This is a genomic window from Halobellus limi, assembly GCF_004799685.1.
In the GTDB taxonomy this organism is placed as follows: domain Archaea; phylum Halobacteriota; class Halobacteria; order Halobacteriales; family Haloferacaceae; genus Haloquadratum; species Haloquadratum limi.
Map to the genome: position 1 here is coordinate 741,696 of NZ_CP031311.1, position 26,331 is coordinate 768,026.

The 26,331-nt window shown below is 68.1% G+C and carries 29 protein-coding genes; 11 read left to right on the forward strand and 18 right to left on the reverse strand.

Features of this window, described 5'->3' with window-relative positions:
- Positions 1 to 2: 2 nt before the first annotated feature.
- The 3 genes from DV707_RS03835 to DV707_RS03845 are packed head-to-tail and all read left to right on the forward strand — an operon-like array spanning position 3 to position 2,527.
- The gene (locus DV707_RS03835) at positions 3 to 899 is read left to right on the forward strand and encodes a basic amino acid ABC transporter substrate-binding protein (protein ID WP_103990531.1); all 897 of its coding nucleotides are present in this window, start codon (positions 3 to 5) and stop codon (positions 897 to 899) included.
- Positions 900 to 932: 33 nt separating this feature from the next.
- Entirely contained in the window at positions 933 to 1,760 is an 828-nt protein-coding gene (locus tag DV707_RS03840; protein ID WP_103990530.1) for an amino acid ABC transporter permease, read from the forward strand.
- Positions 1,757 to 2,527, forward strand: coding sequence for an amino acid ABC transporter ATP-binding protein (locus tag DV707_RS03845; RefSeq protein ID WP_103990529.1), 771 nt, complete (start codon positions 1,757 to 1,759; stop codon positions 2,525 to 2,527). The genes DV707_RS03840 and DV707_RS03845 overlap by 4 nt, the downstream gene beginning before the upstream one ends.
- Before the next feature lie 61 nt (positions 2,528 to 2,588).
- Here DV707_RS03845 and DV707_RS03850 read toward each other — a convergent pair whose 3' ends face one another.
- Positions 2,589 to 2,810: a hypothetical protein gene (locus DV707_RS03850; RefSeq protein WP_103990528.1), complete on the reverse strand. Its 222-nt coding sequence runs from the start codon at positions 2,808 to 2,810 to the stop codon at positions 2,589 to 2,591.
- 162 nt (positions 2,811 to 2,972) lie between these two features.
- Here DV707_RS03850 and DV707_RS03855 point away from each other — a divergent pair, with 162 nt between their 5' ends.
- Entirely contained in the window at positions 2,973 to 3,512 is a 540-nt protein-coding gene (locus DV707_RS03855; RefSeq protein WP_103990527.1) for a hypothetical protein, read from the forward strand.
- A 124-nt stretch (positions 3,513 to 3,636) separates the two neighbouring features.
- Here the strand turns inward: DV707_RS03855 and DV707_RS03860 are convergent, their stop codons facing one another.
- Complete coding sequence (locus DV707_RS03860) at positions 3,637 to 5,112, reverse strand: replication factor C large subunit (RefSeq protein ID WP_103990526.1); 1,476 nt, start codon at positions 5,110 to 5,112, stop codon at positions 3,637 to 3,639.
- 119 nt (positions 5,113 to 5,231) lie between these two features.
- Here DV707_RS03860 and DV707_RS03865 point away from each other — a divergent pair, with 119 nt between their 5' ends.
- Positions 5,232 to 5,690, forward strand: a complete 459-nt coding sequence (locus tag DV707_RS03865; protein WP_103990525.1) for a pyridoxamine 5'-phosphate oxidase family protein — start codon at positions 5,232 to 5,234, stop codon at positions 5,688 to 5,690.
- Positions 5,691 to 5,825: 135 nt separating this feature from the next.
- Positions 5,826 to 6,422 (forward strand): transporter, encoded by a 597-nt coding sequence (locus tag DV707_RS03870; RefSeq protein WP_103991232.1) that lies wholly within the window; start codon positions 5,826 to 5,828, stop codon positions 6,420 to 6,422.
- Positions 6,423 to 6,458: 36 nt separating this feature from the next.
- Here the strand turns inward: DV707_RS03870 and DV707_RS03875 are convergent, their stop codons facing one another.
- Positions 6,459 to 6,998 carry a GNAT family N-acetyltransferase gene (locus tag DV707_RS03875; protein WP_103990524.1) on the reverse strand — a complete coding sequence of 180 codons (540 nt, stop codon included), beginning with the start codon at positions 6,996 to 6,998 and terminating at the stop codon, positions 6,459 to 6,461.
- Positions 6,999 to 7,068: 70 nt separating this feature from the next.
- Positions 7,069 to 7,773 (reverse strand): hypothetical protein, encoded by a 705-nt coding sequence (locus tag DV707_RS03880; RefSeq protein ID WP_103990523.1) that lies wholly within the window; start codon positions 7,771 to 7,773, stop codon positions 7,069 to 7,071.
- A 180-nt stretch (positions 7,774 to 7,953) separates the two neighbouring features.
- Here DV707_RS03880 and DV707_RS03885 point away from each other — a divergent pair, with 180 nt between their 5' ends.
- Entirely contained in the window at positions 7,954 to 8,661 is a 708-nt protein-coding gene (locus DV707_RS03885) for a helix-turn-helix domain-containing protein (protein ID WP_103991231.1), read from the forward strand.
- Positions 8,662 to 8,708: 47 nt separating this feature from the next.
- On the opposite strand, the gene hmgB is transcribed toward DV707_RS03885, so the two are convergent.
- The 8 genes from hmgB to DV707_RS03925 all read right to left on the reverse strand — a co-directional run bounded on the left by hmgB (position 8,709) and on the right by DV707_RS03925 (position 17,431).
- Positions 8,709 to 10,046, reverse strand: coding sequence for a hydroxymethylglutaryl-CoA synthase (hmgB, locus tag DV707_RS03890; protein WP_103990522.1), 1,338 nt, complete (start codon positions 10,044 to 10,046; stop codon positions 8,709 to 8,711).
- A 143-nt stretch (positions 10,047 to 10,189) separates the two neighbouring features.
- The gene (locus tag DV707_RS03895; RefSeq protein ID WP_103990521.1) at positions 10,190 to 11,698 is read right to left on the reverse strand and encodes a PKD domain-containing protein; all 1,509 of its coding nucleotides are present in this window, start codon (positions 11,696 to 11,698) and stop codon (positions 10,190 to 10,192) included.
- Positions 11,699 to 11,829: 131 nt separating this feature from the next.
- On the reverse strand, positions 11,830 to 13,545 hold the full coding sequence (locus DV707_RS03900) for a hypothetical protein (RefSeq protein WP_103990520.1): 1,716 nt from the start codon (positions 13,543 to 13,545) through the stop codon (positions 11,830 to 11,832).
- Positions 13,546 to 13,635: 90 nt separating this feature from the next.
- The gene (locus tag DV707_RS03905) at positions 13,636 to 14,235 is read right to left on the reverse strand and encodes a DUF2150 family protein (RefSeq protein WP_103990519.1); all 600 of its coding nucleotides are present in this window, start codon (positions 14,233 to 14,235) and stop codon (positions 13,636 to 13,638) included.
- A 176-nt stretch (positions 14,236 to 14,411) separates the two neighbouring features.
- Positions 14,412 to 14,567 (reverse strand): rubrerythrin-like domain-containing protein, encoded by a 156-nt coding sequence (locus DV707_RS03910; protein ID WP_103990518.1) that lies wholly within the window; start codon positions 14,565 to 14,567, stop codon positions 14,412 to 14,414.
- A 116-nt stretch (positions 14,568 to 14,683) separates the two neighbouring features.
- Positions 14,684 to 15,532 carry a TatD family hydrolase gene (locus DV707_RS03915; RefSeq protein ID WP_103990517.1) on the reverse strand — a complete coding sequence of 283 codons (849 nt, stop codon included), beginning with the start codon at positions 15,530 to 15,532 and terminating at the stop codon, positions 14,684 to 14,686.
- Between the two features lie 61 nt (positions 15,533 to 15,593).
- On the reverse strand, positions 15,594 to 16,103 hold the full coding sequence (locus DV707_RS03920) for an NYN domain-containing protein (RefSeq protein ID WP_103990516.1): 510 nt from the start codon (positions 16,101 to 16,103) through the stop codon (positions 15,594 to 15,596).
- Positions 16,104 to 16,240: 137 nt separating this feature from the next.
- The gene (locus tag DV707_RS03925; protein WP_103990515.1) at positions 16,241 to 17,431 is read right to left on the reverse strand and encodes a mechanosensitive ion channel family protein; all 1,191 of its coding nucleotides are present in this window, start codon (positions 17,429 to 17,431) and stop codon (positions 16,241 to 16,243) included.
- 267 nt (positions 17,432 to 17,698) lie between these two features.
- Here DV707_RS03925 and DV707_RS03930 point away from each other — a divergent pair, with 267 nt between their 5' ends.
- From DV707_RS03930 to DV707_RS03945, 4 genes are all read left to right on the forward strand, one after another.
- A complete protein-coding gene (locus DV707_RS03930; protein WP_103990514.1) occupies positions 17,699 to 17,977 on the forward strand; it encodes a hypothetical protein in 279 nt (92 codons plus the stop codon).
- A gap of 112 nt (positions 17,978 to 18,089) precedes the next feature.
- Positions 18,090 to 19,160 (forward strand): amidohydrolase family protein, encoded by a 1,071-nt coding sequence (locus tag DV707_RS03935; RefSeq protein WP_103990513.1) that lies wholly within the window; start codon positions 18,090 to 18,092, stop codon positions 19,158 to 19,160.
- Positions 19,157 to 19,621, forward strand: coding sequence for a metal-sulfur cluster assembly factor (locus tag DV707_RS03940; protein ID WP_103990512.1), 465 nt, complete (start codon positions 19,157 to 19,159; stop codon positions 19,619 to 19,621). Before DV707_RS03935 ends, DV707_RS03940 begins: the two co-directional genes overlap by 4 nt.
- A gap of 46 nt (positions 19,622 to 19,667) precedes the next feature.
- Positions 19,668 to 21,011 (forward strand): MFS transporter, encoded by a 1,344-nt coding sequence (locus DV707_RS03945; protein WP_103990511.1) that lies wholly within the window; start codon positions 19,668 to 19,670, stop codon positions 21,009 to 21,011.
- A 60-nt stretch (positions 21,012 to 21,071) separates the two neighbouring features.
- On the opposite strand, the gene arsB is transcribed toward DV707_RS03945, so the two are convergent.
- From arsB to DV707_RS03975, 6 genes are all read right to left on the reverse strand, one after another.
- Positions 21,072 to 22,190 (reverse strand): ACR3 family arsenite efflux transporter, encoded by a 1,119-nt coding sequence (gene arsB / locus DV707_RS03950; RefSeq protein WP_200820868.1) that lies wholly within the window; start codon positions 22,188 to 22,190, stop codon positions 21,072 to 21,074.
- A gap of 69 nt (positions 22,191 to 22,259) precedes the next feature.
- The gene (locus DV707_RS03955) at positions 22,260 to 22,709 is read right to left on the reverse strand and encodes an ArsR/SmtB family transcription factor (RefSeq protein ID WP_103990509.1); all 450 of its coding nucleotides are present in this window, start codon (positions 22,707 to 22,709) and stop codon (positions 22,260 to 22,262) included.
- A gap of 325 nt (positions 22,710 to 23,034) precedes the next feature.
- Positions 23,035 to 24,132 carry an ABC transporter ATP-binding protein gene (locus DV707_RS03960; protein ID WP_103990508.1) on the reverse strand — a complete coding sequence of 366 codons (1,098 nt, stop codon included), beginning with the start codon at positions 24,130 to 24,132 and terminating at the stop codon, positions 23,035 to 23,037.
- A 55-nt stretch (positions 24,133 to 24,187) separates the two neighbouring features.
- Positions 24,188 to 25,006, reverse strand: coding sequence for an ABC transporter permease (locus tag DV707_RS03965; RefSeq protein ID WP_103990507.1), 819 nt, complete (start codon positions 25,004 to 25,006; stop codon positions 24,188 to 24,190).
- Entirely contained in the window at positions 25,003 to 25,935 is a 933-nt protein-coding gene (locus DV707_RS03970; RefSeq protein WP_200820842.1) for an extracellular solute-binding protein, read from the reverse strand. The genes DV707_RS03965 and DV707_RS03970 overlap by 4 nt, the downstream gene beginning before the upstream one ends.
- A 78-nt stretch (positions 25,936 to 26,013) precedes the next feature.
- Complete coding sequence (locus DV707_RS03975; protein WP_103990505.1) at positions 26,014 to 26,295, reverse strand: CDGSH iron-sulfur domain-containing protein; 282 nt, start codon at positions 26,293 to 26,295, stop codon at positions 26,014 to 26,016.
- Positions 26,296 to 26,331: the final 36 nt, after the last annotated feature.

The window sequence follows — 26,331 nt, forward strand, 5'->3', positions numbered from 1 at the left end:
TTATGGACAGACGGACGTACGTGAAGACCGGAGCCGGCGTGATTGCCGGCGGTCTGTTCGCCGGGTGTACCGGCGGCGGATCCGGCGATCAGAGCACCGAAGCTGACGGCGACGGCGACTCCGGATCGGACTCGACGGGGACGGCGACCGAGGCGGCGACGACCGAATCGGTCGTCCCCTCGAACGTGGTCATCGGCTCGGACATCCCGTACCGCCCCTTCGAGTACGAGACGACCTCCGGGGAACTGACCGGGTTCGACGTCGACATCGCCGAGGCGATCTTCGAGGAGCAACTCGGCGTCAGTTACGAGTTCAAGCCGACGAGCTTCGATTCGATCATCCCCTCGCTGAACAACAACAACTTCCGGATCATCATGTCCGCGATGACGATCAACGACCAGCGGGCCGAGCAGGTCGACTTCTCGGATCCGTACTTCACGGCCTACCAGACCGTCATCGTCCGCGACGACGGCGAGATCTCCTCGAAGGAGGACCTCCGCGGTAACCCCGTCGGCGTCCAGAAGGGGACGACCGGAGCCGGTGCGGCAGAGGAACTGAAAGAGGAGTTCGACGGCGAACTCGACATCAAGAGCTACGACCAGATCAACGGCGCGTTCCAGGCGCTGATCAACGGACAGGTCAACGCCGTCATCAACGACAACACCGTCAACGCCGGATTCGCCAACGACCGCGACGACGTCGTCTTCCTCGAGGGCGAGGGCGTCGCCGCCGAGAGCGACCAGGAAGCGCCGCCGTACCTCACGCTCACGATCGAGAACTACGGCATCGCGTTCCGACAGGACGACGACGAGTTCCGCGAGCGCGTCAACGAGGCCCTCGCGGCGATCAGAGAGGACGGCACGTACGACGAGATCTACTCGGAGTACTTCGACGGATAATATATCACGGTTCCGCACCACAACCTCGCAACTATGGCTGATTCATACTCGGGCGCCTCACCCGAAGCCAACGCTGCGGCCGACGGGTTCTTCGACGACCAGACGCTGAAGTACCTCGGCGTCGGCCTCTCGAGCCTCGTCGCGCTCGGGATCGCGCTGCTCGTGCTGTACATTCTGGCCGTTCAGGTCGATTACGCGCTCATCCCGACGGTGCTGCCGCAGTTCATCAACGCCTACGTGTTGGTGCTTGGGATCGTCGTCACGGCCAGCGTCCTCTCTGTGACCACGGGGATCTTCGTCGGCCTCGCGCGCGTCTCGAAGACGTCGATCACGAACGGGATCTCGGCGGCCTACGTGCAGTTCTTTCGCGGGACGCCGCTGCTCTTTCAGATCTTCGTCGTCTACTTCGGCATCCCGACGCTGTGGCCCGGGACGTTCCCGATCTCGAACTGGGGGATTCCGACGGCGATCATCGCGCTGACGCTGAACCACGCGGCGTACGTCGGCGAGGCGGTGCGCGGCGGGATCGGCGCGGTTCACGACGGCCAGATGGAGGCGGCCCGCTCGCTCGGGATGGGCTACGTGCAGGCGATGCGCGAGGTCGTCATCCCGCAGGCGTGGCGCAACGCCCTGGCGGCGGTCGGCAACGACCAGATCATCCTGGTGAAAGACACCTCGCTTCTGACGGTCATCGCGGTGCCGGAACTCATCCAGCAGTTCCGCGACGTCAACAGCGCGACGTTCGACCCCTGGACGCCGCTGGTGCTCGTCGCCATCGCCTACCTCTCGATCACGATTCCGATGGGCCGACTCGTGGAGTACCTCGAAGCCCGCGCGGACTGGGGTGGTGAGTCCCAATGAGCGACAGCGACCGCCGCAGCGCCGACGACGCCGGCGAGCACGCGCTGCTCGAGTTCGAGCACGTCGACAAGTACTTCGGCGACACCCACGTCCTCAAGGACATCTCACTGGACGTCGAGGACGGCGAGGTCTGCGTCGTCGTCGGTCCCTCGGGGTCCGGCAAGTCGACGCTGCTCCGGTGTGCCAATCGACTGGAGGAGATCCAGAACGGCGACATCCGACTCGACGGGCGCTCGATCTCCGACCCCGACGCCGACATCAACCGCCTCCGACAGCGCATCGGGATGGTGTTCCAGTCGTTCAACCTCTTCCCGCACAAGACGGCGATCGAGAACCTCACGCTCGCGCCGCGGAAAGTCCGCGGGATCGACGAGGCGGCCGCCAGAGAGCGCGCGGAGGAACTCCTCGCGGAGGTCGGCCTGAGCGATCAGGCGGACTCGTATCCGAACCAGCTCTCCGGCGGCCAGCAGCAGCGCGTCGCCATCGCCCGCGCGCTCGCGATGGACCCGCGCGTGATGCTGTTCGACGAGGTGACGAGCGCGCTCGACCCCGAGCTCGTGGGGGAAGTCCTCGAAGTGATGCGCGGCCTCGCGGACGAGGGGATGACGATGATGGTCGTCACCCACGAGATGGGCTTCGCCCGCGAGGTGGCCGATCGCGTCGTGCTGATGGACGAGGGACGCATCGTCGAGACCGGCGATCCCGAGTCGTTCTTCGAGAACCCGGAGACCGAACGCGGCGAACAGTTCCTCTCGAAACTGCTCTGAGGGCACTCGCGGTTTTTCGACGAGGCCTCCCGGATCTCCTCTTCGGAGGCGATCGTCCCGCTCACGGGCCGCGTCCGAGCAGCCCGAGGACGACGAGCGCGATCCCGCCCAGTATCGTACAGAACGCCGCCATCGACGCGTACGCGCGCTGTTCCTGTCTCGCACTCTCGGGGTCCGATTCCCAGTGGTCCGCGGTCGGATAGTTGCGGATCGACAGCGGACGAGCCAGCGCGTACCCGCCGGCCAGCACGCACAGGACGCCCGTCGCCTCGGTGAGCACCATACGCGTGTGGTTTCATCCGGGCGGCGCGTACTAACGTTTCCGCCGCCGAGTCGCGAGCGCGCGGACGGCCACCGTGACGCTCACCCGTCCCACGACGCTCACCAGCACCGCGACGTCCACCGCCCGACAAAACACTTACCGCCCGTCCGCGTAGCCGCGGCCGTGACCAACGTCCCCGGTACCGGGTTCCTCGTCGTCCTCGCGGCGATCGCGACCCTCCTCGCCCTCCCGCTGCTCGCGGGCGTGAGCCTCGTCGTCGCCCGAGTCACCGACACCCGCATCGAGATGACGCTGCTCGTCGTCCACGCGCTCGCCGTCCTCACCGCCGTCGCGGTCGCCGCGTTCGGTCCCGCGGGTGGCGTAGAGACGGTCACGCTCGGGACGGTCGTCGGACTGGCCCGGTTCTCCGCCGTGACCCTCGCCGCGGGGCTCCTGCTCGCGGCCGTCGCGGAGGGGATACCGATCGCGGTCGGCGCGGCGCTGATCGTCGTGATCCGTGACGCCCCGCGAGAGTCGGCGCTCGGCTACGCCACCGCCGGTTACGCGCTCGGAGGGGTCGGCGGCGCGAGCGCGGGTATCACGCTCACCGGTGCAGTCGAGGGCGCGGCGCTCGGCGCGCTATTGGCGGGGCCGGCGGCTCTCGGGAGCGTTCTCCTCGAGGTGGCGGTCTCGCGGTTCGAGCGGCCCGTTTCGGTCCCGTAGCGCCGCGGCGGACCCCGGGGACGTCTGATTCGTTCGCGGTCGATCTCGACGTCCGCCGTCTCGTGTCGCGGTCGGCCCCGACGTCGGCCGCCTCACGTCACGGTCGGTCTCGACGCCGACACGCTCACATGAAGTCCGAGAGGCCCGCCTGCCCGTCGTCTTCCTCGGCCGGTTCGGCGTCGTCCACGTCGTCCCCCTCAGCGCGGTCCAGCACGTCCGAATCGAACGTCTGCTGGTCGTCGCCGTCGTCCGCTTCTCCGTCCGCGTCGCCGTCCGTTCCCTCCTCTGCCGCGCGCTCGACGAACGCGTCGCCGGCGTGGTCCTCGACCGCCTCCGACCGCAGTTCGGCCGCGTCCTCGACGATCGACTGGACCTTGTTCGTCGTCTCGCCGCTGCCCGTGACGTAGGAGACGGCCGCCTCGTCTAAGTCGTACCACGCGGCCATCGCGACCGTCAGCTCCCGGGGTTTACAGTGGTGGGTCATCGCCGCGAGGAACGGCAGCACGTCCAGGCGGGCGGTCGTCATCGAGAAGCCGCCGGACTCGGCGATCGAGCGGACGACCTCGTCGCGGGTCGAGTCCTTCGTCGAGCGGTAGGGCGCGCCGCCGTACTGCGTCCACCCGCCGCGGGTGCGATCGCGCGCGGCCGCGACCCCCCCGGCGAGGTTGTCGGTGGCGTAGCGCCACCAGCTGTAGTCGAAGTCCGTCGTGTACACCCGGCTGGTCCAGACGTCCGCGTTCGAGAGGAACTCGTAGGCGCGGGCGAGTTCCTCGCCCTCGTAGACCAGAGACACCTTGTCCTCGACCCACTGGAGGAGGTCGTCGGGCGTCTCGTCGACGTCGTAGGCCGTCCGGAGCGCCTCCTCGGCGGGCTCTTCTTTCAGGACCGCATCGAGGAACGAGAAGATGTCGACCGCGCGGTTTCGCGACCCCGTCGTCACGTCTTCGAGGGTCACCGTCGATTTCCCTTCGGCGGTCGCCTGGAGGTCCTTCACCGCCGCGCGCAGGTCGCCGCTGTTCTCCTCGGCGATCCGTTTCAGCGCGTCCTCGTCGAACTCGATGCCCTCCTTCCGCAGGATGTCGCGGAGGACGGGCACGATCGACCGCGCGGAGACGTCGCGGAACTCGATTTCCCTCGCTGCGTTGCGCAGCCCCTTCGACATGTCGTAGTACTCGTTGGCGATGAGAACGATCGGCTGGTTCGCCTCCTTCAGGAGGCTCGTGACCGCCTGTTTGCCGCCGCGGTCGTACTGGTAGTGGATGTTGTCGGCCTCGTCCATCACGACGAGCTGTCGGCCGCCGCTGCCGTCGCCGACCGACCCCGCGAGCGTCGAATTGCGCGAGGCCCGCCCCGCGAACCGCTCGATGGCGTCGGCCGTCCGCTCGTCGGAGGCGTTGAGCTCGACGACCTCCCAGCCCATATCGTTCGCCAGCGCGTGGGCCGCGGAGGTCTTTCCCACGCCGGGCGCGCCGTGGAGGACCACCGGCTCGCGGTGGTCGGACCACGTCTCGGCCCACTCCTTCAGCGCGTCTCGGGCCTTGTTGTTGCCGCGAACCTCGGAGAGGGTCGACGGACGGTACCGTTCGGTCCAGTCGGTCATTGTCGGGCGAAGGGCCGAGACCCGTTTAGCTTCTGCGGGTCGGACGCCGTCGGCGGCGATCGTTCCCGATTTGCTAAACCGAGCGATACTTTATCAGTCAGCGAACCGAACAGTCAGGTATGACCGACGAGGAGAGCGCGGTCGTGATGGACCGCGACGAGATCGACGAACTGCTCGGGACCGGCGGCGTCGGCGTGCTCGGACTCGCCGAGGAGAGCGACCCCTACGCGATCCCCGTCTCGTACGGCTACGACGCCGACGCCGGCGAGGTGTACCTCCGACTCGGGTTCGGCGAGGAGTCCGAAAAGGAACGCTACCTGGAGAGCTCCGAGCGCGCCGCGCTCGTCGTCACCGCCGAGGACGACCGCGGCTGGGCGTCCGTGGTCGTCCGCGGTCCGCTCGCGGAGATCCCCGAGGCGAGCATCGACGGGACCGTGGTGGAGGCGATCCGGTCGATCGACATCCCGTTCTTCACGATCTACGAGGAGGCCCCGCGGGAACTGGAGTACCAGCTCTACCGGCTCCGCCCGGAGGAGATCACCGGCCGCCGAGAGAAGCCGCCGGTCGGGATCGAATAAGCCTCGGAGAGCGATTCTCCGTCGCCAGTCGGGATCGATCACTGCCGGAGAACCGCTACGCCGCCGACGCGCGGCGTCCGGTGCCGACCGATCCCGACCAGAAGATACCTACGTCTCCTCGGCCACGTGCGGACGATGTCTCGCCCCGAATCGTCCTCGAACTCGCGCGGTGGAATCACGCCCGATGGACGGACGCTCGGCGCCGCAGCCCTCGGCGGCGTCCTCTCGTACGTCGTCGCGTACGCGATCACCTACGCGGTGACCGGCCAGCGGATCGCGAACTCGCTGGCCTCGCGGGTACTGGAGATCGCGACCGGCGACCCCGGCACGTGGAAGCTCGTCGGCTGGGTCTTTTACAGCGCACACTACGTCACGAGCGAGATCCCCGGGCTGTTCGGATCGACCGCGGTGAACCTCGTCGGCCGCGGCGACACCTTCCCCGCGGCGCTGTTTCTCCTCCCGCCGGTCGCGCTCGCGGTCGCCGGCGGCCTCGTCGCGGTCGCGGGCCGCGCCGAGACGCCGCTCGCCGGCGCGGTCGGCGGAGCGTCGGTCACGCTCGGGTACCTCCCGCTGGCGATCGCCGGCGCGTTCCTCTTCGCTATCTCCGTCGGCGACTCGACGGCCGGCCCGACGCTCGTGACGGCGATCCTCCTCGCTGGGCTCGTCTACCCGCTCGTCTTCGGCGGGATCGGTGGCGCCGTCGGCGCGCTGGCCTCGGGGGCTCGCGACTGAGGGCGCGTCGCTGCACTCGGGCGACCGTCCCCCCGGCTACAGGCCTCTTGCGACCATCTCGCCCCAGTGTTCGAACCCGTAGCGCTCGTAGAACGCCCGCGCCCTGTCGTTCTCGCGGTCCACGTCGAGCACCATCCGATCGAGCGGGAGGTCCTGCGACCGGGCGCACTCGACGGCGGCGTCCATCAGCGCGTCGGCGATGCCCGTCCCCCGCTCGTCGGGCGCGACGAAGATCTCGTTGAGGACGGCGGCGTCCCAGACGAACGACAGCGACTCCGGGAGGACGAACGCGTAGCCGACGGGCCCGGCGTCCCTCCCTCCCGTCACATCGTCGCGTTCCGCCTCGGCGACGACGACGCACCCCGGGTCCTCCTCGACGCAGCGGTCCACCCACGCCAGCCACCGGTCGCGATATCGTTCGGTCAACTTCTCCTCGTAGACCGCGCCCTTCTCGTCGCCGCCGGTCCCCTCGCCGATCCCCAACTCGAAACCGCGCTTCAGCTTCCAGAGCGCCTCGCGGTCGATCTGGGGGTCGTAGGGACGGACGCGACCGTCGACGTCTGCCTGCTCGCTCATCGGTGTCCCTCCGCGGGGAAGTGCCAAGAGCGCTGGCATTCCTCGCCGCCGGGGAGCGAAGCGGTCCGGCTCATCTGTCGGCCTCGCTGCCGACGGACGTCCGGTGGGCCCGCCACAGCCGCGTCGCCGTGACGAACGCCGACAGCGGGAGCAGCCACGCGCGAAAGCCCGTCATCGCGATCGGGAAGAGGCGCTCAACGCGCCGGGGTCCGCCGCCACCGCCCGCTCCCGACCCACCGGAGTCCGACTGCTCGACGCCGAGGGTGGGCTCGGCGTCGAGCACCGTCCGGAAGTCGAAGTTGCCCGTCGTCCGCCGCTCCGTGGGTCCGTCGGGCGAGAGGTCGACGAACGTCTGCACCCACCCCCGGTCCGTCGAGTAGTACAGCCGGCCGTCGACCGTGTAGAACGCGTCGTGCAGCGGGTACAGCGCGTTCACGCCGCCGACGACGAGGTCCGGAACGATCGCCGCGCCGAAGATGCAGAAGGCCGCGACGAACGCCACGCGGACGCCCCGGTCGCCGTACCGGCGTCGGACCGCGGAGGCCGACCCGCGCCTGGAGTCCCACAGGAGCGCCGCGAACAGGACCGCCGGCAGCAGGAACGTGTGCCCGACCGAGCGGTGCGCGCCCGACAACAGGGGTTCGAGCGCGACGTCGAGGTCGGGGACCACCGTCGCCGCCGCGACGGCGAGCGCGCTCCGGCCGTCGAACTCCTCGCCGAGCAGGCCGGCGGCGAGCAGCAACGCCAGCGAGACGTGGACGAGTGTCGAGGGCACGGCGGTATCTGTGCCGTGATCGGACTTGAACGTTCGCGCCGGAGGCGGGTCGCTCGTCCCCGCGTCTTTTCACCCGTATCGGCGTTCGTCGAACCCCACCTTCGATACGCTTTTGCGGCCGCCTCTCTCACTTCCCACCAGTATGTGCCGAGAGAACCCGGTCTCGGGGGGTCGCCGGACGTGACGACGGTGCCCAGAGAGGACCTCGCGCGTCGCATCGCCGGCGAAATTACGTTGAGTGACGATCCGGGCGCGACGCTCCGGAAGTGGCGGACGGACTTCGACGTCTCCCAGACCGCCCTCGCCGAACAGCTCGACGTCTCTTCTTCCGTTATCTCCGATTACGAGAGCGGCCGCCGCGAGAGCCCCGGGATCGGCGTCGTCCGGCGGATGGTCGAGGCGCTGCTGGACATCGACGAGTCCCGCGGTGGCGGCCGCATCCGCCAGTACGCCCGCGTCATCTCCGCCGGCTTCGAGAGCGACATCGTCCAGGACCTCAGAGAGTACCCGACGTCGATCCCGCTCGAAACCCTCTACGACGCGATGGACGCGACCGAACTCGTCCGCGGCGACCAGGACAGAATCAGCGGGCACACGGTGATCAACAGCATCGAGGCGATCACCCGGCTCTCCTCGGAGGAGTTCTACCGCCTCTACGGGCAGTCGACCTCGCGCGCGCTGGTGTTCACGGGCGTCACGCGCGGGGAGTCGCCGCTCGTGGCGATGCGCGTCGTCAATCCCACGCCCAACGCCGTCATACTCCACGGCCTCACAGAAGAGGACCTCTGGGAGCACGCCCCGGCGCTCGCGACGATCGACGGGTTCTCGCTCGCGATCTCGAACCGCGATTTAGAAGAGATGCTCGACGACCTGCGCCGGTTGCCGTAGGCGGCGCCGCGCACGACTTCCGTACTCTTTCACCCCTCCCGACTCCCTCACTCGACGTAGTCGTACCGCCGCTCGTTCATCCGGCCCCAGCCCGTGAAGACGAACTCGCCGGAGGGCTGGGTGAACTCGTCGACTTCGACCTCCTTCTCGTGGTTGTGGACGTCGTGGACGAGTTCGTACTCCTCGTAGGAGAGGTCGTAGCGGTCGTCGAGGCGGGCCTCGACGTCGACGGCCTCGACGCCCTCGCGCCAGCCGTTCTGCACCGTCTCGGCGTGGATCTCCGCCTGCGCGCCGGAGCCGTAGGACCCCACCAGCAACTTCTCGCCCGCGAGATCGACGTCTGCCTCGGCGGCCGCCCGGAGCGCCGACAGGCGCGCGATGTGGACGGATCCGGTGTACCAGTTGCCGACCTGCCCGGAGATCTGGATCGTCGGCTCGATCGCCCGCTCGTACCACTCGCGGTACCGGCGCGTCTCCTTCAGCTCGTCCATATACGCCCGGATCGCCTCCTCGTAGTCCTCGCGCTCCGGGAAGTCGGCCTCCCGCGGCTGCATCCCGATGTCGTCGGCGAGGGCGTCCTCGATCTCGGTGTCGCGGGTGATGTGGCGATACCCGAGCAACGCCGCCTTCCGAACCATTCCCGGATACGGCGTGTGGAACGGGAAGTAGACGAAGTCGTCGGGGTGCGTGTCGCCGGCGACCGACTCGTAGTCTTCGAGGGCCTCGCGCATCCGCGCGAGGTACACCTGGATCGAGCGCTTGCCGTCGACGCTGGGGAACTGCTGGTTGGGTTTCAGGAAGTCGGTCTCGTCGGCGCTGCCGTAGCCCTGTTCAGTCGAGAGCGCCACGACGTCGGGCTCCTCGTCGACGAGCATCGCGACCGCGCCCGCCCCCTGGGTGGCCTCGCCGGGGTCGCCGCGCTCGTACAGCGCCGTGTCGGTCGCGATCACGAGCGCCGCGCGCCCGCGGTTGCGACCCGCGCGGATCCAGTTGTACGCGTCGTCGATGACCTGCGTCCCCGACAGGCAGGCGAACTTCCGCTCGCCCTTGTTCGCGTGGTGGAAGTCGCCGTCGTAGACCTGCTCCAAACAGCCGGCGACGTACGTCGAGACGGGCTTGGAGTTGTCGAAGGCGGACTCGGTCGCGACGTCGATCCGCCCGATGTCGTCGGGGACGAGTCCCCTGCGGTCCATCAGGCGCTTCGCCGCGTTCGCGCCCATCGTCACGATGTCCTCGTAGACGTCGGGCAGGGAGGAGTACTCGATTCCGATGCCCTTCGTGTACTTGCCGGGGTCTTCGCCCTTCACCGGCGCGAAGGTGTTCGGCAGGTCGAGTCGCAGTTTGCCCGTCCAGAGTTCGATGGCGTCGATGCCGACGGCGGTCATACCTCGCTTATCTCGCGGGACCGCTTATTGTTTTGTCGATAGCGGTGTCGACGATCGTCTAAGTCCGGCGACGTCGGGCCGACGCGATCGGAACTGAGCGGCGTTCTCGACCGCGGCCCCCGCCCGAGGTAGCTCGGTCGGCGTCACCGGAACGGCCACGGGACGCTCCAACCGCCCCGGCCCTCGTCGCCTCGGTCGTTGCGGTCGTCGCCATCACCGCCGTCGTCTCCGTCGTCTCCGCCGTTTCCGCCGAAGAGGGACTCCCACAACTCCTCAAGTACGTCGCGGAGGCTCTCGTCCTCCTCGGCCTCCGGATGGATGGTCACGTTCACCCGGTCGGTGTCAGTCGCACCCTCGGGGTCCGTCACGGTCAGTTCGACCGTGACGTTCCGTCGCTCCGACTCCGGCAGCGAACGTAGCACCACTCGGGGCGTGGCGCTCTGTGCGTCGAGGAGATCGAGCGCGTCCGAGTCGAACCCGTCCCGCCCCGTGACCGTCCACTCGTACTGTAACTCGCCGCCCTCCGGGTCGTAGCTCCCCGTCCCGTTCAGTTCCACGGACGGATCGTCGAGTTCGGTGTCGTCGTCCGTATCGTCCGGGAGGCCCGCGTCGACGCCCGGCGGGTAGATGACCGCCGCCCCCGGTACCGTGACTGGATTCGCGAGTGCGTCCGAATCGTCTTCCTCCTCGTCTCCGCCGTCGTTGCTGTCGTCGTCTCCGTCGTCATCGCCGTCTCCGTCGTCGCTGTCTCCATCGTCTCCGCCGTCTCCGTCGTCGTCGCTGTCTTCGCCGTCCCCGTCCCACTCCCGGTCCTCACCGGCGTCGGCGACCGGCGGACGATTGAACCCCTCGATCACGACTGCCGTCCGGTCCGCGCCCGACGCGGTGTCGTTGCTCGCGGTGAACTCGACCTCGACGGTGTGGTTGTCGGTGACGTTTTCGTACACGTTGAACGTCGGATCGGTCGTCGTCTCGTCGGTCAGTCCGACGGCCTCCGCAGCCACCCCGTCGTCGTCTGTGATCTCCCAGTCGTACCCCAGACCGTTCGCCGAACCGTTCACGATCCCGTCCAGCGTGACCGACGACCCCGACTCCCCGGAGACGGTCCGCCGCGGCCCGGCGTCGACGCCGACGACGGCCTCGCTCGTGTCGGTGCCCTCAGCGCTCTCTCTCGATTCGTCCACGGTGGCCGATTCGACGGTCGTCGTCTGCCGGAGCACCAGCGTCTCGGAATCGGCGTTCACGACCGCGACGGTTACCGATTCGCCGGCCGGCTGCCTCCACCCGAGCCGCCACGTCTCGCCGGGATCGAACTGCCCGTTCGCGTCGCCGCCGTCCCGGATCTGTCCGTCGGAGAAGGCGTAGGCGAACTCCCCGGAGTCGTTCCTGACGGTGACGCGGAGGGTCCCGATCTCGTAGGACGGCCCGCCGTTGTGCGAGAGCCGGAGCGCGTCCTCGGTCGCAGAAAGCGTCAGGTCTACCGTCGATCCCGCCGCGGTGCCGGCGCTTCCCGCCGACCCGCCCGCTCCCCCACCGTCCGTCGAGGCCACGTAGTACGCCCCGAAGGTCGCCCCGCTGACGACGACCACCGCGACGAGGAGCAGGCTCCCGAGGGACTCGGCCTGGGCGCGGTCGAGGGACCGATCAGTCATCAGTTGTCCTCTGGTGTGTGGCACAGTCAAACTTCCCCAGCGATTCTCAAATTCAATAGCAATCGGAGGCGCCGTTCGGCACTCCGATTCCTCGACTCAGAAGCGCCTTGAGTGGAGGTGTCCGATACCAGCTACTCGAAGTAGAAGGTCTTCCGCCCGCCGTCGCTGGTTTCGAGTATCACAAACAGTTCCGCCTCCGTCTCCGAGGATCCGGGCGCGTACCGTAGGGCGTCGAGCGTCCCCGCCGGCACATTGTCCCCGTTAGCGTCCTTCAGTCCACGGAACTGAACCGTTTGGGTGTTTCCCGCTGATATCTCCGGGTTCTGATCGAATGCATACAGCGTTCCATCGGCATCGTAGGGACCGTCGGACGCCTCACCGTTGGCGATCTGAAGTTCTTGATTGTTGTTCGCGTCGAGTTCCGCGACGAGACCTCCACCGACTCCAAACTGGACGATCTCGACGGCCGTCGTGTCCGTGTTTTCAACGTCGAAACTAAACCGGCCTTGCGTCTGTCCCTCGATCGTTTCGTTTCCGACGAAGGCGAGTCGAGCGGCGTCTCCGCTCCCATCTCCGTCACCGCCGCCGCTACCGCTGCCACTCGTCGCCTGCACGTTCACGTCGTACTCGACGTTCTCGACGCGCTCGCCCTCGAAATCGGGGTCCTCGACGTCGTAAGCGGGGTCGTTGGAACCCGTTCGATACGTCACCCCGACCGAGTCCGAACTCGCCGTCGAACCGTCGGGGGCGGTGTACTGATAGCGGTAGCGCCCCGGTTCGAGCACCACCCCGTCCGGAACCGTCGTCTCCTCGCTCCCGGCCTCGACGGACGTTCGGACCGGGTTGTTGTACTTGTCGCGCGACTCGACCACGAACGGGTAGGTACGTCCCTCGAAGGGGTTCGACTCGAGGTCCTCGACGCTCGTCAGGTACGCCGGTTCGGTGTCGTCGACGCCACTCCCGACGCCGACCTTCGAGAGTTTCAACTGGTAGGTCGCCCCGGGCTCGAAGTACAGTTCGACGCCGTCCCGCCCGTCGCTCTCGACGCCTTCGACCCGGTAGACGCGCGCGTCGTTACCGGGATCGGCGGCCGGGTCGTACTCGCCGGTCTCGTTCAACAGGTCCGTCCACGACTGCGCGCTCAGCCGCGAGGGGACGAAGACCGAGACGTTCTCCCCCGCAGAGACGTTCGAGACGCTGATCGTGCGCGTCGAGACGCTCACCGCCCGCGGGTCGACCGAGAGGGTGCTGGCCCCGCCGCGGGAGAGGTTCCCCGAGAGCGCGACCAGCGAGATGCGCGTGCCGGCGACGACCGACTGTCCGGTCCGCGTCAGCGTCCCCGAATCGAAGCGGTTGTACACGACGCCGTTCTCGTAGACCGTCGTCGGGGCGGCGTCGTAGTTCGCGTAGTCCGGCCGGTAGACCAGCGACTTCGTGGCGTAAGTGCGCGCGGTGCCGTTCCAGAAGTCCGCCGTCTCGGGGTAGTCGGCGCCGTCGGTCGCCCGGTCGTCGGCCGTGGCGTTCGAGATCCGGATGGTTCCGAGGTCCGCCGTCGAGAGCGTGCCGCTCGGTGGCCCCGGGTTCACGGCGACGACGCGGGACGGATAGTTCGTCCCGAGTTCGACGCCGACGGGGGCGGCAGCGCCGGACGACGCCGTCCCGAGGATCGCGTTCCTGACCTGCTGCATGTCCGCCTGCACGCGCTGGTTGTGCTGGAACTCGACCTGGCGGTTCTCGTTGGGGACGACCGTCGCCTGATACAGCGACAGGGAGACGACGAGAAAGCCGAGCAGCAGGACCGCCCCGATCTGGACGGTCACGGCCCTGTCGTCGCCTCCGAGAGACATAGTTCCGATTCGGCGGCTACCGGATAAAAACGTGCCGCCGCTACGTGACGGACCGAGGCCAGAAGGCGTGACGTCGGTTCCGCTCGGGGGTCAGTCCTCTTCTTCTTCGACGACTTCCGGGTCGCTCATCGCGCTCTGGAGGCTGTCGAGGCCGTTGACCCACTCGGAGACGAGGCCGTACTCTAAGTCGTCGACGACGGCCATGTCGAGTTCGTCGCCGACGATGATGCGCGTCCCGGCCTGCACGAGGTAGCCCAGCGCGGCGTCCATATCGTCGTCCCGCTCGGCGGCCGCGGCGGCCTCGACGTACTCGTCGAGGGGCGCTTCCTCGGCCGCGCCGGCGACGATGTACTCCTCGGCGGCGTAGAAGACGCAGACGAGGCTCGTCTGGACGCCGTCGACGAGCATCTCCTTGTCCTCGCGCGCGGCGTCGTCCTCGATGTCCAGTTCGGGCTCCGAGAGGACGATCGTTCGGACGCGTTCGAGTTCCTCGATCGCCTCCTCGTCGTCAAGGCGGTCCTCCTCGTACGCGGAGACGATCTTCGCCACCGCAATGGCGGCGTCGTCCTGGAGATTCAGGAGCAATCGCGCGGAGTCTTCGTTCTCGGGATCGAGCTCTTCCTCTTCGACGCGGGAGAGCCAGTTCTGCCAGCGTTCTTCGGTGTAGTAAGTCTCCTCGGCCTCGGTCATACTCCACCATTTCCGCCGGGATTCAAATGCCTTTCTTGTCGAGGTCCGATCTTTCCGGTTCCTGGTACCGACTACGGACGCAGTTGCGCCCTCTTCGCGTGTGCGCGTCGTCGCTGTGCGTCCCCCGTCGCTCTCGGATCACGCGGCGTCGCGTTCGCCACCGATCGGACCGACGATCACTCGAGCGATTTCCCTCGGTTCTGGAACTCGCCGCCGCACTCACAGACGCCGGGATGGGACGTCGCCGTGACGATCTGGCCGCACTGGAGGCACTCGTACGTCGATTCGGAGTCGGGGCTGTTGGCGCCTTCCCGGTCTTGACCGTGGGGCATATTCGAAAGTAGTTCGGTAACGAACATAAGTATTGATCAGTTACGTCCGGGGTTCAGTAGCGGATCCGCTCACGGCTCGGCGCTGTGCGTCGATCCGCTCGCCCAACCGGATTCACTCACCGCGACAGCGTCGCGCGGGTGTCGATCCCGTAGACCCGCTGCGGCGTCTCCACGTGGGCGCGCTCGACGGCCTCACCGTGGCCCTCGTCGAGTAACCACCGCACGCGACGCGGGACGGTCTTCGGACCCAGCACCGCGCCCGGACGGTCGGGGTCGTCGACGAAGTCCGTCTCCATCAGGAACGGCGCGCCCGACTCGGCGGCGGTCTCCAGTCGATCCTTCTCGCTCATCACGCTCGGCGTCGGCCCCGCCAGCGTCCCGCCCGCGTAGTGCTTCACGACCCGATGCGACGGGAGGCCCCGCTCCTCGGCCCACTCGGCGACCTCGGTCAGGTCCTCCGCGGCCTCCGTGTGCAACTGCACGGCGCAGCCGAGGTCTGCGCCCAGGGAGAACGCGTGGCGCATCACCTCGTTCGAGGCTTCCCACACGGCCTCGGAGACGTCGTAGTGGGGCCGCCCGGACTTCAGCGCGAGCGCGTCGCCGTCGCGGACGAACCCGGCCGCCTCGTCGAGCCCGGCGCGCATCAGGTCGCCGGCCTCCTCGGGCGAGAGGCCCCGCTCGTCGACGAGTTTCGAGACGAGACCGGGGTGGACGCCGAGGACGGGCCACGCCCGTCCCGGCAGGATCTCGCTCGCTCGTTCGACGACGTCCAGCGTCGTCTCGAAGACCGGTCGGAAGTCCGCGCCCGCGTCGGGCTCGACGCCGAGCAGCCACGACGGCTTGTTCACGACGAGCAGGTGCGTCCCGCCGAGGCGGGCGAAGTCGCGGACGGCGTCGAGCCCGCGTCCGTGCTCCGGGTCGAGGTGGAGGTGGTCGTCGAGCACCGGCGTCCCGAGTTCTTCCATACCCGCCCTTCGGCGCACCGTTCCAAAAACCCGTCCGCTTTCCGGCGACGCTCCCGATCGGCTATCCGTCGTAGCCGACGAGGGTCGGGCCCTCGTCCTCGCTGTCGTCTTCGATCGTGACGCGCTCTGTCGCGGCGTTCCGGAGGGCGTCCGACCGACCGAACTCGCCGGGCGCGATGGCGAAGGTCCGACAGCCGTAGGCGTTCGCGGTCTCGATGGCGGGCTTGAAGTCGGTGTCGCGAGAGGCGATGGCGATCACGTCGGCGCGGTCCTCGACGGCGAAGCGGGTCACGTCGACCGCGAGCCGGACGTCGACGTCGCCGCTCGTGACGACGACCTCAAACCCGCGCGCCTCGGCCGCCTGAATCAGCCCCGGCGTCGCGTGCTCGTCGAGGTAGAGCCGCATCGCCGTCAACTGCCCGGCCGCCGCGGCCGCTTCGCGGACGTCGTCGAGGTCGACGTCGAACTCGTCGCGGAGGACGTTCGGCCCGTCGACGAAGAGCGCGACCCACGGCTCCCCAGGGTCGTCGTCGGCGGAATCCTCCGCGTACAGCCGTCCCAGGAGGTCCATACCGCAGCATTCGCGGGGACGAACATAACGACGACGATGTCGCAACTCCCGAGGACGTCACAACCGACGACGATCCCGCGGACCGACGACGACCTCGTGGACCGGCGACGACCCCGCGACCGCCGAGACCACCGCATCTACGCCGGACCGTACCTGTCGCGGCCGTCGGCCGCCCGCTCCCGCTCGCTCTTCGACCGCCCGCGCCCGTCGGCGGCTCGATCCTCCGCGGAGTGGACTGCCGTGGTGCCCGCCTCGGCGTCGGCAGCGATTCCCGACCCCGCTCCGGTGACCGTCACGTCGCGCTTCGGGTACGGGATCTCGATCCCGGCCGCGTTCAGCGCCTTGTACAGCGCGCGGTTGAGTTCGTGCTGCGCGCGCCGCCGTCGCGTGGGCCCGTTGACCCAGCAGAGGAGTTCGTACTGCAGCGCCGAGTCGCCGAACGACCGGAACCGCGCCCGGGGCTTCGGCGAGTCGCGGACCAGCGACTCGGCCATCGCGACCTCGACGAGGATCTCCTCGAACGCGTCGATGTCGGTCCCGTAGGCGACGCCGACGGGCACCCGGATGCGACGGCGGCGCTGCGGGGCGGACTCGTTCGTCACCTTCGCGGCGTTGAGCGCGGCGTTGGGGACGGTGACCATCACCTCGTCGCGGGTGAGAAGCGTCGTCGAGCGGACGCCGACCTTGATGACCGTCCCGGCGGTGTCGTCGTCGAGGACGATGTAATCGCCGAGCTTGTAGGTGTCGTCGAAGTACAGGGCGATTCCCCCGAAGAAGTTCGCGACGGTGTCCTTCGCGGCGAAGCCGACGGCGATTCCCGCCACGCCCGCGGCCCCCAGAAGCGGCGTGATCTCGATGCCCCAGAGCCACAGCAGCGTCCCCGCGCTGCCGACGACCACCGACAGCGTCCAGATGTTCGAGAAGACCGGCGCGAAGTCGAACCGGCCGCCCTCCTCGTTGACGGCGGCGACGAGCCGGTTCACCACCTCGTTGGCGGCGTAGGCCCACACGAGAACGAGGACCGAGAGCGCCGGCCGCCCGAACAGGTCGTCGAGCGTCCCCGGATCGACGAGCACCGACGAGCGCACCGAGGGCACCTGCGTGAGCACGAACACGCCCACCAGCGCCGCGGTGACGACTACCGGCACCCGGAGCGTGGAGAAGACGATGTTGTCGTAGACTGTGTCGGTGGCGGCGACGTACCGTTTGGCGAGCCGGAGGACGACGAACTCCATCGCGACGGCGGTCGCGACCGAGACGAGAAGCACCGCGAGCGTCGCCTCGGTCGCGGAGAGCCCATCGAAGAGTCGGAGCAGCGGTTGTATCATACCGACTGGTGGCGGTTCTGTGAGATAACCGTTTCTCGGGTACGGCTGTCGGTCGAGGTACTCGAATCCGGCAATCAGTTACTGATGGAAGCGTCGTCTCCGCTCTATTCGACGGGAAGGTGTCGTGTCCGCCTTATCCGATGGGAACGGCTCGTCTCCGCTCTGTCCGATGTGACCGTCTATCTCCAATTCAGAATAATACGTACATACTCCTTATATTCTTTATAACGTAGATTTATTAACCGATACGCTCCATAATTGGATAGAATGAGTCGAAGTACCGATTCGACCCCCGATTCGTTCACAGTAGTCGCCGAGATGAACAGCCACGACGCGGTGACGGTGCGCTCGACGGCGACACACGCGACCTACCACCTGGTCGATTTCGCCGACGACGCCACCCGGGAGGCGCTTTCGTCGCTGTCGGTCGGCGAGTCCGTCCGCCTCGACCTCTCGCGCGTCGGCCGCCGCGGGAACGTCTGGCGGGCCGACGACGCCGCGTCCCGATCCCCCGCCGAGGTCGCGACCGAGTCCGCCGGAAGCTGATTCCCGCCGCCCGGTTCGCGCTCTCGGACGCCGCTCGGTGCTGTCTCTTCGCTTTCGGGCCTCGATCTCCCGCTCCCAAACAAATATCATCACGTTCTATCATTTGGTACCTATGGACGAACTGGACGACGTGTTCGTCGCGGACGCGGTCGTACACGCCTACAACCAGGCCGAATCGAACTTCCGGGTGCCGCGGTACGCACAGCAGGTCGCCGAGATCGGCGTCGGACTGGAGAGCAAGATGCCCGAGGGCTACCGGCGGACCCGCGAGTCGTTCCTCAGCGACTGGCCGATCGAGGAGACCGAGAACGCGCTCTTCCGGGAGAGCCGGACCGACTTCGCCGTCATCCACCCCCAGTCCATCACGGTGTTCCACGACGGGCTCACCGCCGAGTCGAAGGCCGAGCAGTTCGTCGAGCGCAACCCGACGCGGGCGGCGGCGCTCGCCAGCGTCGACGCCGTCGGGATGGACGACCCGCAGGCCGAACTGACCCGACAGGTCGAGGCGTTCGACCCCCACGGCGTGAAGGTGTACCCATCGTACTGGGAACAGGACGGCACCCACCACGGCTTCAAGATGGACGACCCGGAGGTCGCGTTCCCGCTGTGGGAACACGCCGCCGACCTCGGCCTCGACGTCGTCGCCGTGCACAAGGCGCTCCCGTTCGGCGCGGTCCCGATGGATTCGTACAAGGTCGGCGACGTCGAGGAGGCGGCGGCGTCGTTCCCGGATCTCACCTTCGAGATCGTCCACGGCGGGCTCTCCTTCGCCGAGGAGACCGGCTGGCAGATCGCTCGACACCCGAACGTCTACGTCAACCTCGAACTCACGCTGGCGGAACTCGTCACGTCGCCGGAGTCGTTCGCGGAGACGCTCGAAGACCTCCTCTACGGCGGGGGCGAACTGGCGCTGGAGAAGATCCTCTGGGGCACCGGCGCGCCGCACTTCCACCCCGGCCTCCTGCTCGAACGCTTCTGGGAGTACGACTTCCCGGAGATGAAGAGCTTTTCAGGAACGTTCGAGATCACGAAGGAGGACAAGAGGAAGATCCTCGGCGAGAACTGGGCGGAGGCGCACGGCTTCGACGTCGACGAGATCCAGTCAGACATCGAGGACGATCAGTACAGCGACGTCGAACTGACCGACGAGTGGGAGTCGACGGGCTTCGAGGTGGCCCAATGAGCGTCGAATCCGAAGCGTCCACCGACGTCGAGTCCGCGGTCGTCCCCGACACCATCGACCGGGTCGACGCCGACGGGAGCGTCCCCGCCGCCCGCGTCTTCGAACGCCTCCGCGACGTCGTCGACCCCTGCAGCGCCGCTACCGGTTCGAATCTCGACGTCGTCGCGATGGGACTGGTGAAGTCGGTCGACGTCGACGGCGGCCACGTCGACGTCGAGATGCGGCTCACCTCGCCGATGTGCCACATGGTCCCGTACTTCTACGAGGAGGTCGAGGGGAAGGTCGGCGGCCTCGACGGCGTCGAGTCGGTCGAACTCGACACCGACGCCGGATTCGAGTGGAGCGAGGAGCTGATGTCCGAGGGCGCGAGGAGGAAGCGACAGGCGGTCCTCGACGAGCAGGCCGCGCGGTACGAGGCCGAGCGGTCGGCCGAGCGCACGGGCGCGTCCTCGGACGCCTAGCGCCACCGGGATATATCTCACTGCGGTTCCGACGTCCGGTCGTCAGATGACGTCGGGACGAACCGCGACCGAGACGGACGAACCGGGGCCGCTTTACGCCTTCCGTCAGTTCTTCGCGCTCGAACGAGACGTCCTGGTGCTGTCGCTGGCGATGTTCGTGTTCAGCCTCGGCTTCCAGATGACGAACCGCTTCCTCCCGGAGTACCTGGTCGCCCTCGGCGCGAGCGGGTTCGTCGTCGGGCTGTTCGGGACCGTCGGCAACGTCGTCTCCGCGGTGTACCCCTACCCCGGCGGCGCGGTCTCCGATCGGATCGGTTCGCGGTACGCGCTCACGCTGTTCGGCCTGGTGTCGACGCTCGGGTTCGGCCTCTGGCTCGCCGCGCCCGGAATCGGTCCGCTCTCGGTCGCCGGCCTGACCGTCGAGCCGTGGATCTGGATCTTCGCCGGCCTGCTCTTCGCACAGGCGTGGAAGTCGTTCGGACTCGGAGCCACCTTCGCGGTCGTCAAGCAGGCGACCGACCCCTCCCGACTCGCGGCGGGCTTCGCCAGCACCGAGACGTTCCGGCGGACCGCGTTCCTGATCGGCCCCGTCCTCGCGGCCGTCCTCATCGGCTTGCACCCGGCGTTCGCGGTGAGCTTTCAGTACGTCCTCGCTGTCGCCGTCGTCTTCGGCGTCGTCGGGACCGTCGCGCAGCACGTACTCTACGACGCGAGCGAGGACACGATCGGCGGCTCTTTCGCGGGCCTCGCACAGGTCCGCCGCGACCTCCGGGAGATGCCGAGCGAACTGCGACCGCTGCTCGTTGGCGACACGCTCGTCCGCTTCGCCAACGGGATGGTCTACGTGTTCTTCGTGCTCGTGGTCACGCGGATCTACGAGGTCGGCCTGGAGACGACAGTCTCGCTCGCGGGACTCTCCTACGCCGTCGACCTCTCGCCGGCGGCGTTCTTCGGCTACCTGCTCGGCGTCGAGATGCTGGTCGCGCTGCTGGTGATGGCTCCCGCCGCGAAGGCGGCCGAGCGCGTGGGACTGAAGCCTGTCGTCGCGCTCGGTTTCGCCGTCTACGCCGTCTTCCCGGTCGTCCTGATCAACGCGCCGGCGAGCGCAGTGGCGATGGTCCTCGTCTTCGCCTTTTCGGGACTTCGGTTCGCCGGGCTTCCCTCCCACAAGGCGCTGATCGTCGGCCCCGCACAGCGGGGGTCCGGCGGGCGCGTCACCGGGACGTACTACCTGCTGCGGAACACCGTCGTGATCCCGAGTGCGGCCCTCGGTGGCTACCTCTGGGCGTTCGTGAGCCCCGGGGTTGCGTTCACCATCGCCGCCGCCGTCGGCGTCGTCGGAACGGGCTACTTCCTCATCTTCGGCGAGGAGTTCGAGGCGTACGCGTGAGTCCGGGCGGCCGCGTCGAACCGCCGTCCGTCAGCCGTCGTCGATCGACGCACGCTCCCGTCAGTCGTCGTCGACTATCGGTTCGGTCCCGTCGGCTCCGACCGCGCCCGTCGCTTCGCCGAGACTGCCGGTCGCGTGGCCGGTCCAGTCGAACTCCCGCTGGAAGTACAGCGCGACGTTGACCAGCGCGAGCAGCACGGGGACTTCGATGAGCGGTCCGACGACGGTCGCGAAGGCGACGCCGGAGCCGACGCCGAAGACCGCGACGGCGACCGCGATGGCGAGTTCGAAGTTGTTCGATGCCGCGGTGAAGCCGATCGCCGTCGTCGTCGAGTAGTCCGCGCCGATCCCGCGTCCCATCCCGAAGCTCACGAGGAACATCACGACGAAGTAGATGGTCAAGGGAACGGCGATGAGCAGCACGTCGCCCGGTGCGGCGACGATGTTGCCGCCCTGCGTCGCGAACATCACGACCACCGTGAAGAGCAGCGCGACGAGCGTCAGCGGGTCGATCTTCGGGACGAAGACGTCGTCGTACCACGCCCGGCTCTTGACCCGAGTCCCGACGTAGCGGGTCAGGAAGCCGCCGGCGAAGGGGATCCCGAGGAAGACGACGATCGCCTCGAACACCTGCACCGGCGTGATGTCGAACGTCGAGATGCCCGCGACCAGCGACTCCATCCCGAGAAGTGGGGGCAGAAACAGCGCGAAGAACCAGACGTACACGCCGTAGGTGACGATCTGAAAGAGGCTGTTGAACGCCACGAGCCCGGTCACGTACTCCGTCGAGCCCTCGGCGAGTTCGTTCCAGACGAGCACCATCGCGATGCACCGCGCCATCCCGATGAACACGAGCCCGAGGAAGTACTCCGGTCGCGCGGGCAGGCCGGGAACGAGGCCGCTGAAGAAGACGACCGCGAGGCCGAACATCAGCGTCGGGCCGATGAGCCAGTTCTGCACGAGACTCAGCCCGAGAACCCGCCAGTTGCTGAAGACCGTCGGCAGCCGCGAGTAGTCGGCCTTCGCCAGCGGCGGGTACATCATCAGCACCAGTCCGATCTCGACGAGGTGGAGGTCCCGTATCGGCCGAGTGACCGCGGGGGCGACGTAGCCGAGGCCGACGCCGATCGCCATCGCGCCGAAGATCCAGACGGTGAGGTACTTATCGAGGAAGTCCATCGACCGCGGGTCCCCGCAGCTCTCGCAGTCGCAGTCCGGGCCGTGCTCGTGAGCGTCACCCATCGGCGGTCACTCGCTCCCCGAGGCGTCGCCACTCTCGCCGTCGGACGCACCGCTGGGCGCGCTGCCGCCCACGCTCCCCTCGACGACGGTGACGAGCGCCACCGCGCGGTTCGTCGCCCGGTACATCTTCCAGCGACCGTCCTTCCGACTCTCGACGAGACCCGCCTCGACCAGGCGAGAGAGGGCGTGACTGAGGCCGCTCTCGCTCACGTCGACGACGGCGTTCAGTTCACAGACGCAGAGTTCGTCTCTGGCCGCGACGAGGACGCGCACGAGCGTGTACCGCGTCTCGTTCGCCAGTGCCGACAGCACGTCGAGTTCGGCCTCGACCTGCTCTCGCCCGATCGCGGCTTCGAGCGTGCCGAGCTCGTCGAGCCTGCGCTCGACGTCCTCGCTGCGGCACTCTCCGAGTTCGTCCTCCAGATAGCGCTGGAGCCGTTCCGTTGCTTGTGCCATCACGAAATAATTGAAAGAATACTAAATTAACTGTTCCGATGCCGCATCCTCTACCGGACCATATATGCTCTCCACGGGATCCGGACGAGACAAGCATATCGTTCTCTTTTGGTGGTTGAATACGGTGTGAATTGAACTGAGACCCGTCGATGACGTTCGATCGATTCCCCGTCACCGGTCTCGATCCGTCGGACAGATCGGAGGCGTCGCGACCGGCCCCTCTCATCGGGAGTATCGCAGCCGATCGGACGTCCACAGACTCTCGGCTGGCCGCGGTACGCGGTTCGGATGAAACCGAGTCGACGGGTCTCTCCGATACTCCCTATCAGACCGCCGACAGCGACACGCGGCGTCCCGCCTCGCGGTCGAACAGGTGGAGGCGATCCGCCGGAAACGCCACGGCGACGTCGTCGTCGACCGCCGGCGGCGACGACACCTGCTCTGCGACGAGGTCCTCGCCGGCCCCGATCCCGACGGTCACGTCGTAGCGACGGCCGACGTCCGCGACGCGGGTCACCGTCCCGCGGATCGACGGATCCGTGGTCTCGGTCCCGATCGGCCGAACCGAGAGGTCCCCGGGATGAACGTGACACGTGACCGTCGATCCCTCCGAAACGCCCGGCGCGTCCGCCTTGAACCCCGAGACTTCTACCGTGCCGTCGCCTCGCCGGAGCGTGAGCGGGTCCGCGTCCAGCACCGTCGCGTCGAACGCGTTCGCCCGTCCGAGGAACGACGCGACGAAGGGGGTCGGCGGCGATTCGTACAGGTCCCGCGGCCGTCCGCTGGCGACGATTCGACCGCCGTTCATCACGACGAGGCGGTCGGCCAGCGCCATCGCGTCCTCCTGGTCGTGCGTGACGAACAGCGTGGTCACGCCGGTCTCCCGCTGGATTCGCGCGATCTCGTCGCGCAGTTGAATCCGCAGCGTGCGATCGAGCGCCGACAGCGGTTCGTCGAGCAACAGCACGTCCGGCGACGGCGCCAGCGCCCGCGCGAGTTCCGCCCGCCGCCGCTGTCCGCCGCTCAGCTCCGCCGGCCGCGCCGCCCGCTGGTCCGCCAGCGAGACCAACTCGAGGTGGTCCGCGACGAGTTCCTCGCGGCGAGCGGGTGCGATGTCCTGGGCTCCGAGTCCGTAGGCGACGTTCTCGCCGACGGTCATGTGCGGATACAGCGTCGAGCGCTGGAAGACGACGCTGACGCCCCGCGCCTCCGGCGGCACATCGGTCACGTCCTCGCCGCGGAGGGCGATCCGCCCGGCCGTCGGGCGGACGTGCCCCGCGACCGACTGGACGACGGTCGTCTTCCCGCAGCCGCTGGGCCCGACCAGCGCCACCAGTTCGCCCGCCTCGATCCCGAACGATACGTCGTCGACGGCCAGTTCCTCGCCGTAGCGGTGCGAGAGGGCGTCGATTTCCAGTCTCATCGGTCCCCCGCGAGCCTCGTTCGTCGGTCGCGGCCCCACTCGTCGATCGCCGCCCTCATTCCTCGACCACCGTCGGAATCCGACCGAACCGCTGCACGGCGGTGATGACGATCAGCGTGATCGCGAGCAGCGCGAGCGCGAGCGGGACGACCGTGTCGATGCCGCCCGCGATGAAGTCGATCCAGATCCGCGTCGGGATCGTCCGGGGGTTGTACGCGACCATCATCGTCGCCCCGAACTCGCCGATGGCCCGGGCGAACGTCAGCGTGATCCCCGCGAGGATCGCCCCGCGGGCCAGCGGGAGCGAGACGTTCCAGAACGTCGCGAGCGGCCCGTATCCGAGCGACCGAGAGGCCTGTTCTAAGCGCTCGTCGACCCCGCCGAAGCCCGCGCGCGCCGTGATGACGACGAACGGCGCGGCCACGAACGTCTGGGCGAGAACGACGCCGAGGAGACTCCCGGTGAGCGGGACGCCCGCGCCGGCCGCGATGCGGCCGATCGGAGTGAACCGACCGACGGCCGTCAGGAGCATCGCCCCCCCGACCACCGGCGGGAGGACCAGCGGCAGCACCACGACTCCCTCGACCAGCCGCTTGCCGACGAACGACGTCCGCGCCAGGAGATACGCCAGGGGCACACCGAAGACCGTCGCGACCGCCGTCGAGACGGGCGCGGTGAGAAGCGAGTTCCGGACCGCCGCCTGGGCCTCGGGCGTCGATAGCCTGCCGAGCACGTTCGCCGTCCCGGTGCGGGTCAAAAACGCCACGAACGGCAGGGCGAAGTAGACGAGCAGGAACCCGCCGAGAACCGCCGGAACGAGCCCTCCCGGAACCCGGAACGGTCGCCCGGAACGAACGGCGTCGGTGCGGTTCATACCTCGACGTCCTCCGGGAGGTCGCCGTGACCGCGGGGTAGATCCGCCGTGACGGTCAGTCCGGCCTCGTCGAGGAGTCCCGGGGTATCGGCGAGAAACTGCACGAACCGTCGGCCCGCGTCCGGGTTGTCGGCGTTCGCCTTCGTCGTGGCGTTGTAGACGATCGGCCGCCCCTCGGCCGTGTACCCCTCCTCGGTGGTGTACGTCGCCGTCGCGTAGTGGTCTGCCAGCGCCGGATCGGAGAAGTTGTACGCGTCGGGGAACTCGACGAACGGCATCCCGTGGTCGACGGCCATATTCCGGTAGACGACCGCTGCGGCGCGAGAGCCGCTCTCGACGCCGGCCATCATCTGCGGTTCCTCCGGTTCCCGATACACGCGCCGGGACATCTCCTCCCGGAAGCCGTCGAGGCCGTGTTCGCGCTCTGCGAGCTCGAACGCCTGGAGGGCGCGGTAGCCGAGCGGGTCCAGGTCCGGATCGCCGATGGCGACCGCCCCGTCGTCGGCCCCGCGTACCACCTCGTACCAGGGACGCCCGGCGTCGAGGGCCCGACCGATCGACGTGGACCCGCGGTAGCCGAGACCCAGGCTGTTCGTCGCGAACTCGACGTCCCAGTCCGTGAACTCGCCGTAGAGCCGGTCCCGGAGGAGCGTCGCGTCGGCGCTCACGATCACGTCGGGGTGCTTCGTCCGGTCCTCGACCATCCGCATCACGGCGTTGGTCCCGTAGTACTCGCCGTGGACCGCGGTCCCGGTTTCCGACTCGAAGGCCGGGCCGAGGTGGTCGGAGATGGCGCTGGCGAGGCTTCCGGCCGACAGGACGGAGACCGATCCGGCAGCCGACCCGGTGCAGCCGGCGTGGCCGCCGACCGCGGCGGTTCCGACCGCCGCCAGGTACGTCCGCCTCGAAATTCCCCTCCCGGTCGACATAGTAGAAACCATATATGGTGTCTAATTAAGAATAACGAAACTTCGTACGGTTACACACCGAAACCGTCCGCCGTGACGTCACTCCGGTCGCTCGGAGCGTCCATCTCCCTCGTCCGCCGGTTCGTCGGCAGCGTAGGCGACGTGATCCACCTCACGGCGACGGAGCGTCTCGCCCACCTCGACGTACCGGTACAGCCCGTCGTCGGCTTCGGTTCTCGTGTTTCGGTGGCTCCCATCGCAGAACGGGAACTCGTCGGAGAGCCCACACCGACAGACCGCGACGTCTCCCTTCTCGGGGTCCAGGTCCGACTCGTCGAGTTTCAGCGGCCCGGTCGCGTCGAGTTCGACTAACCGTCCCATAGCCGGTCTTCTCTCTCAGAGCAAATAACGACGGCG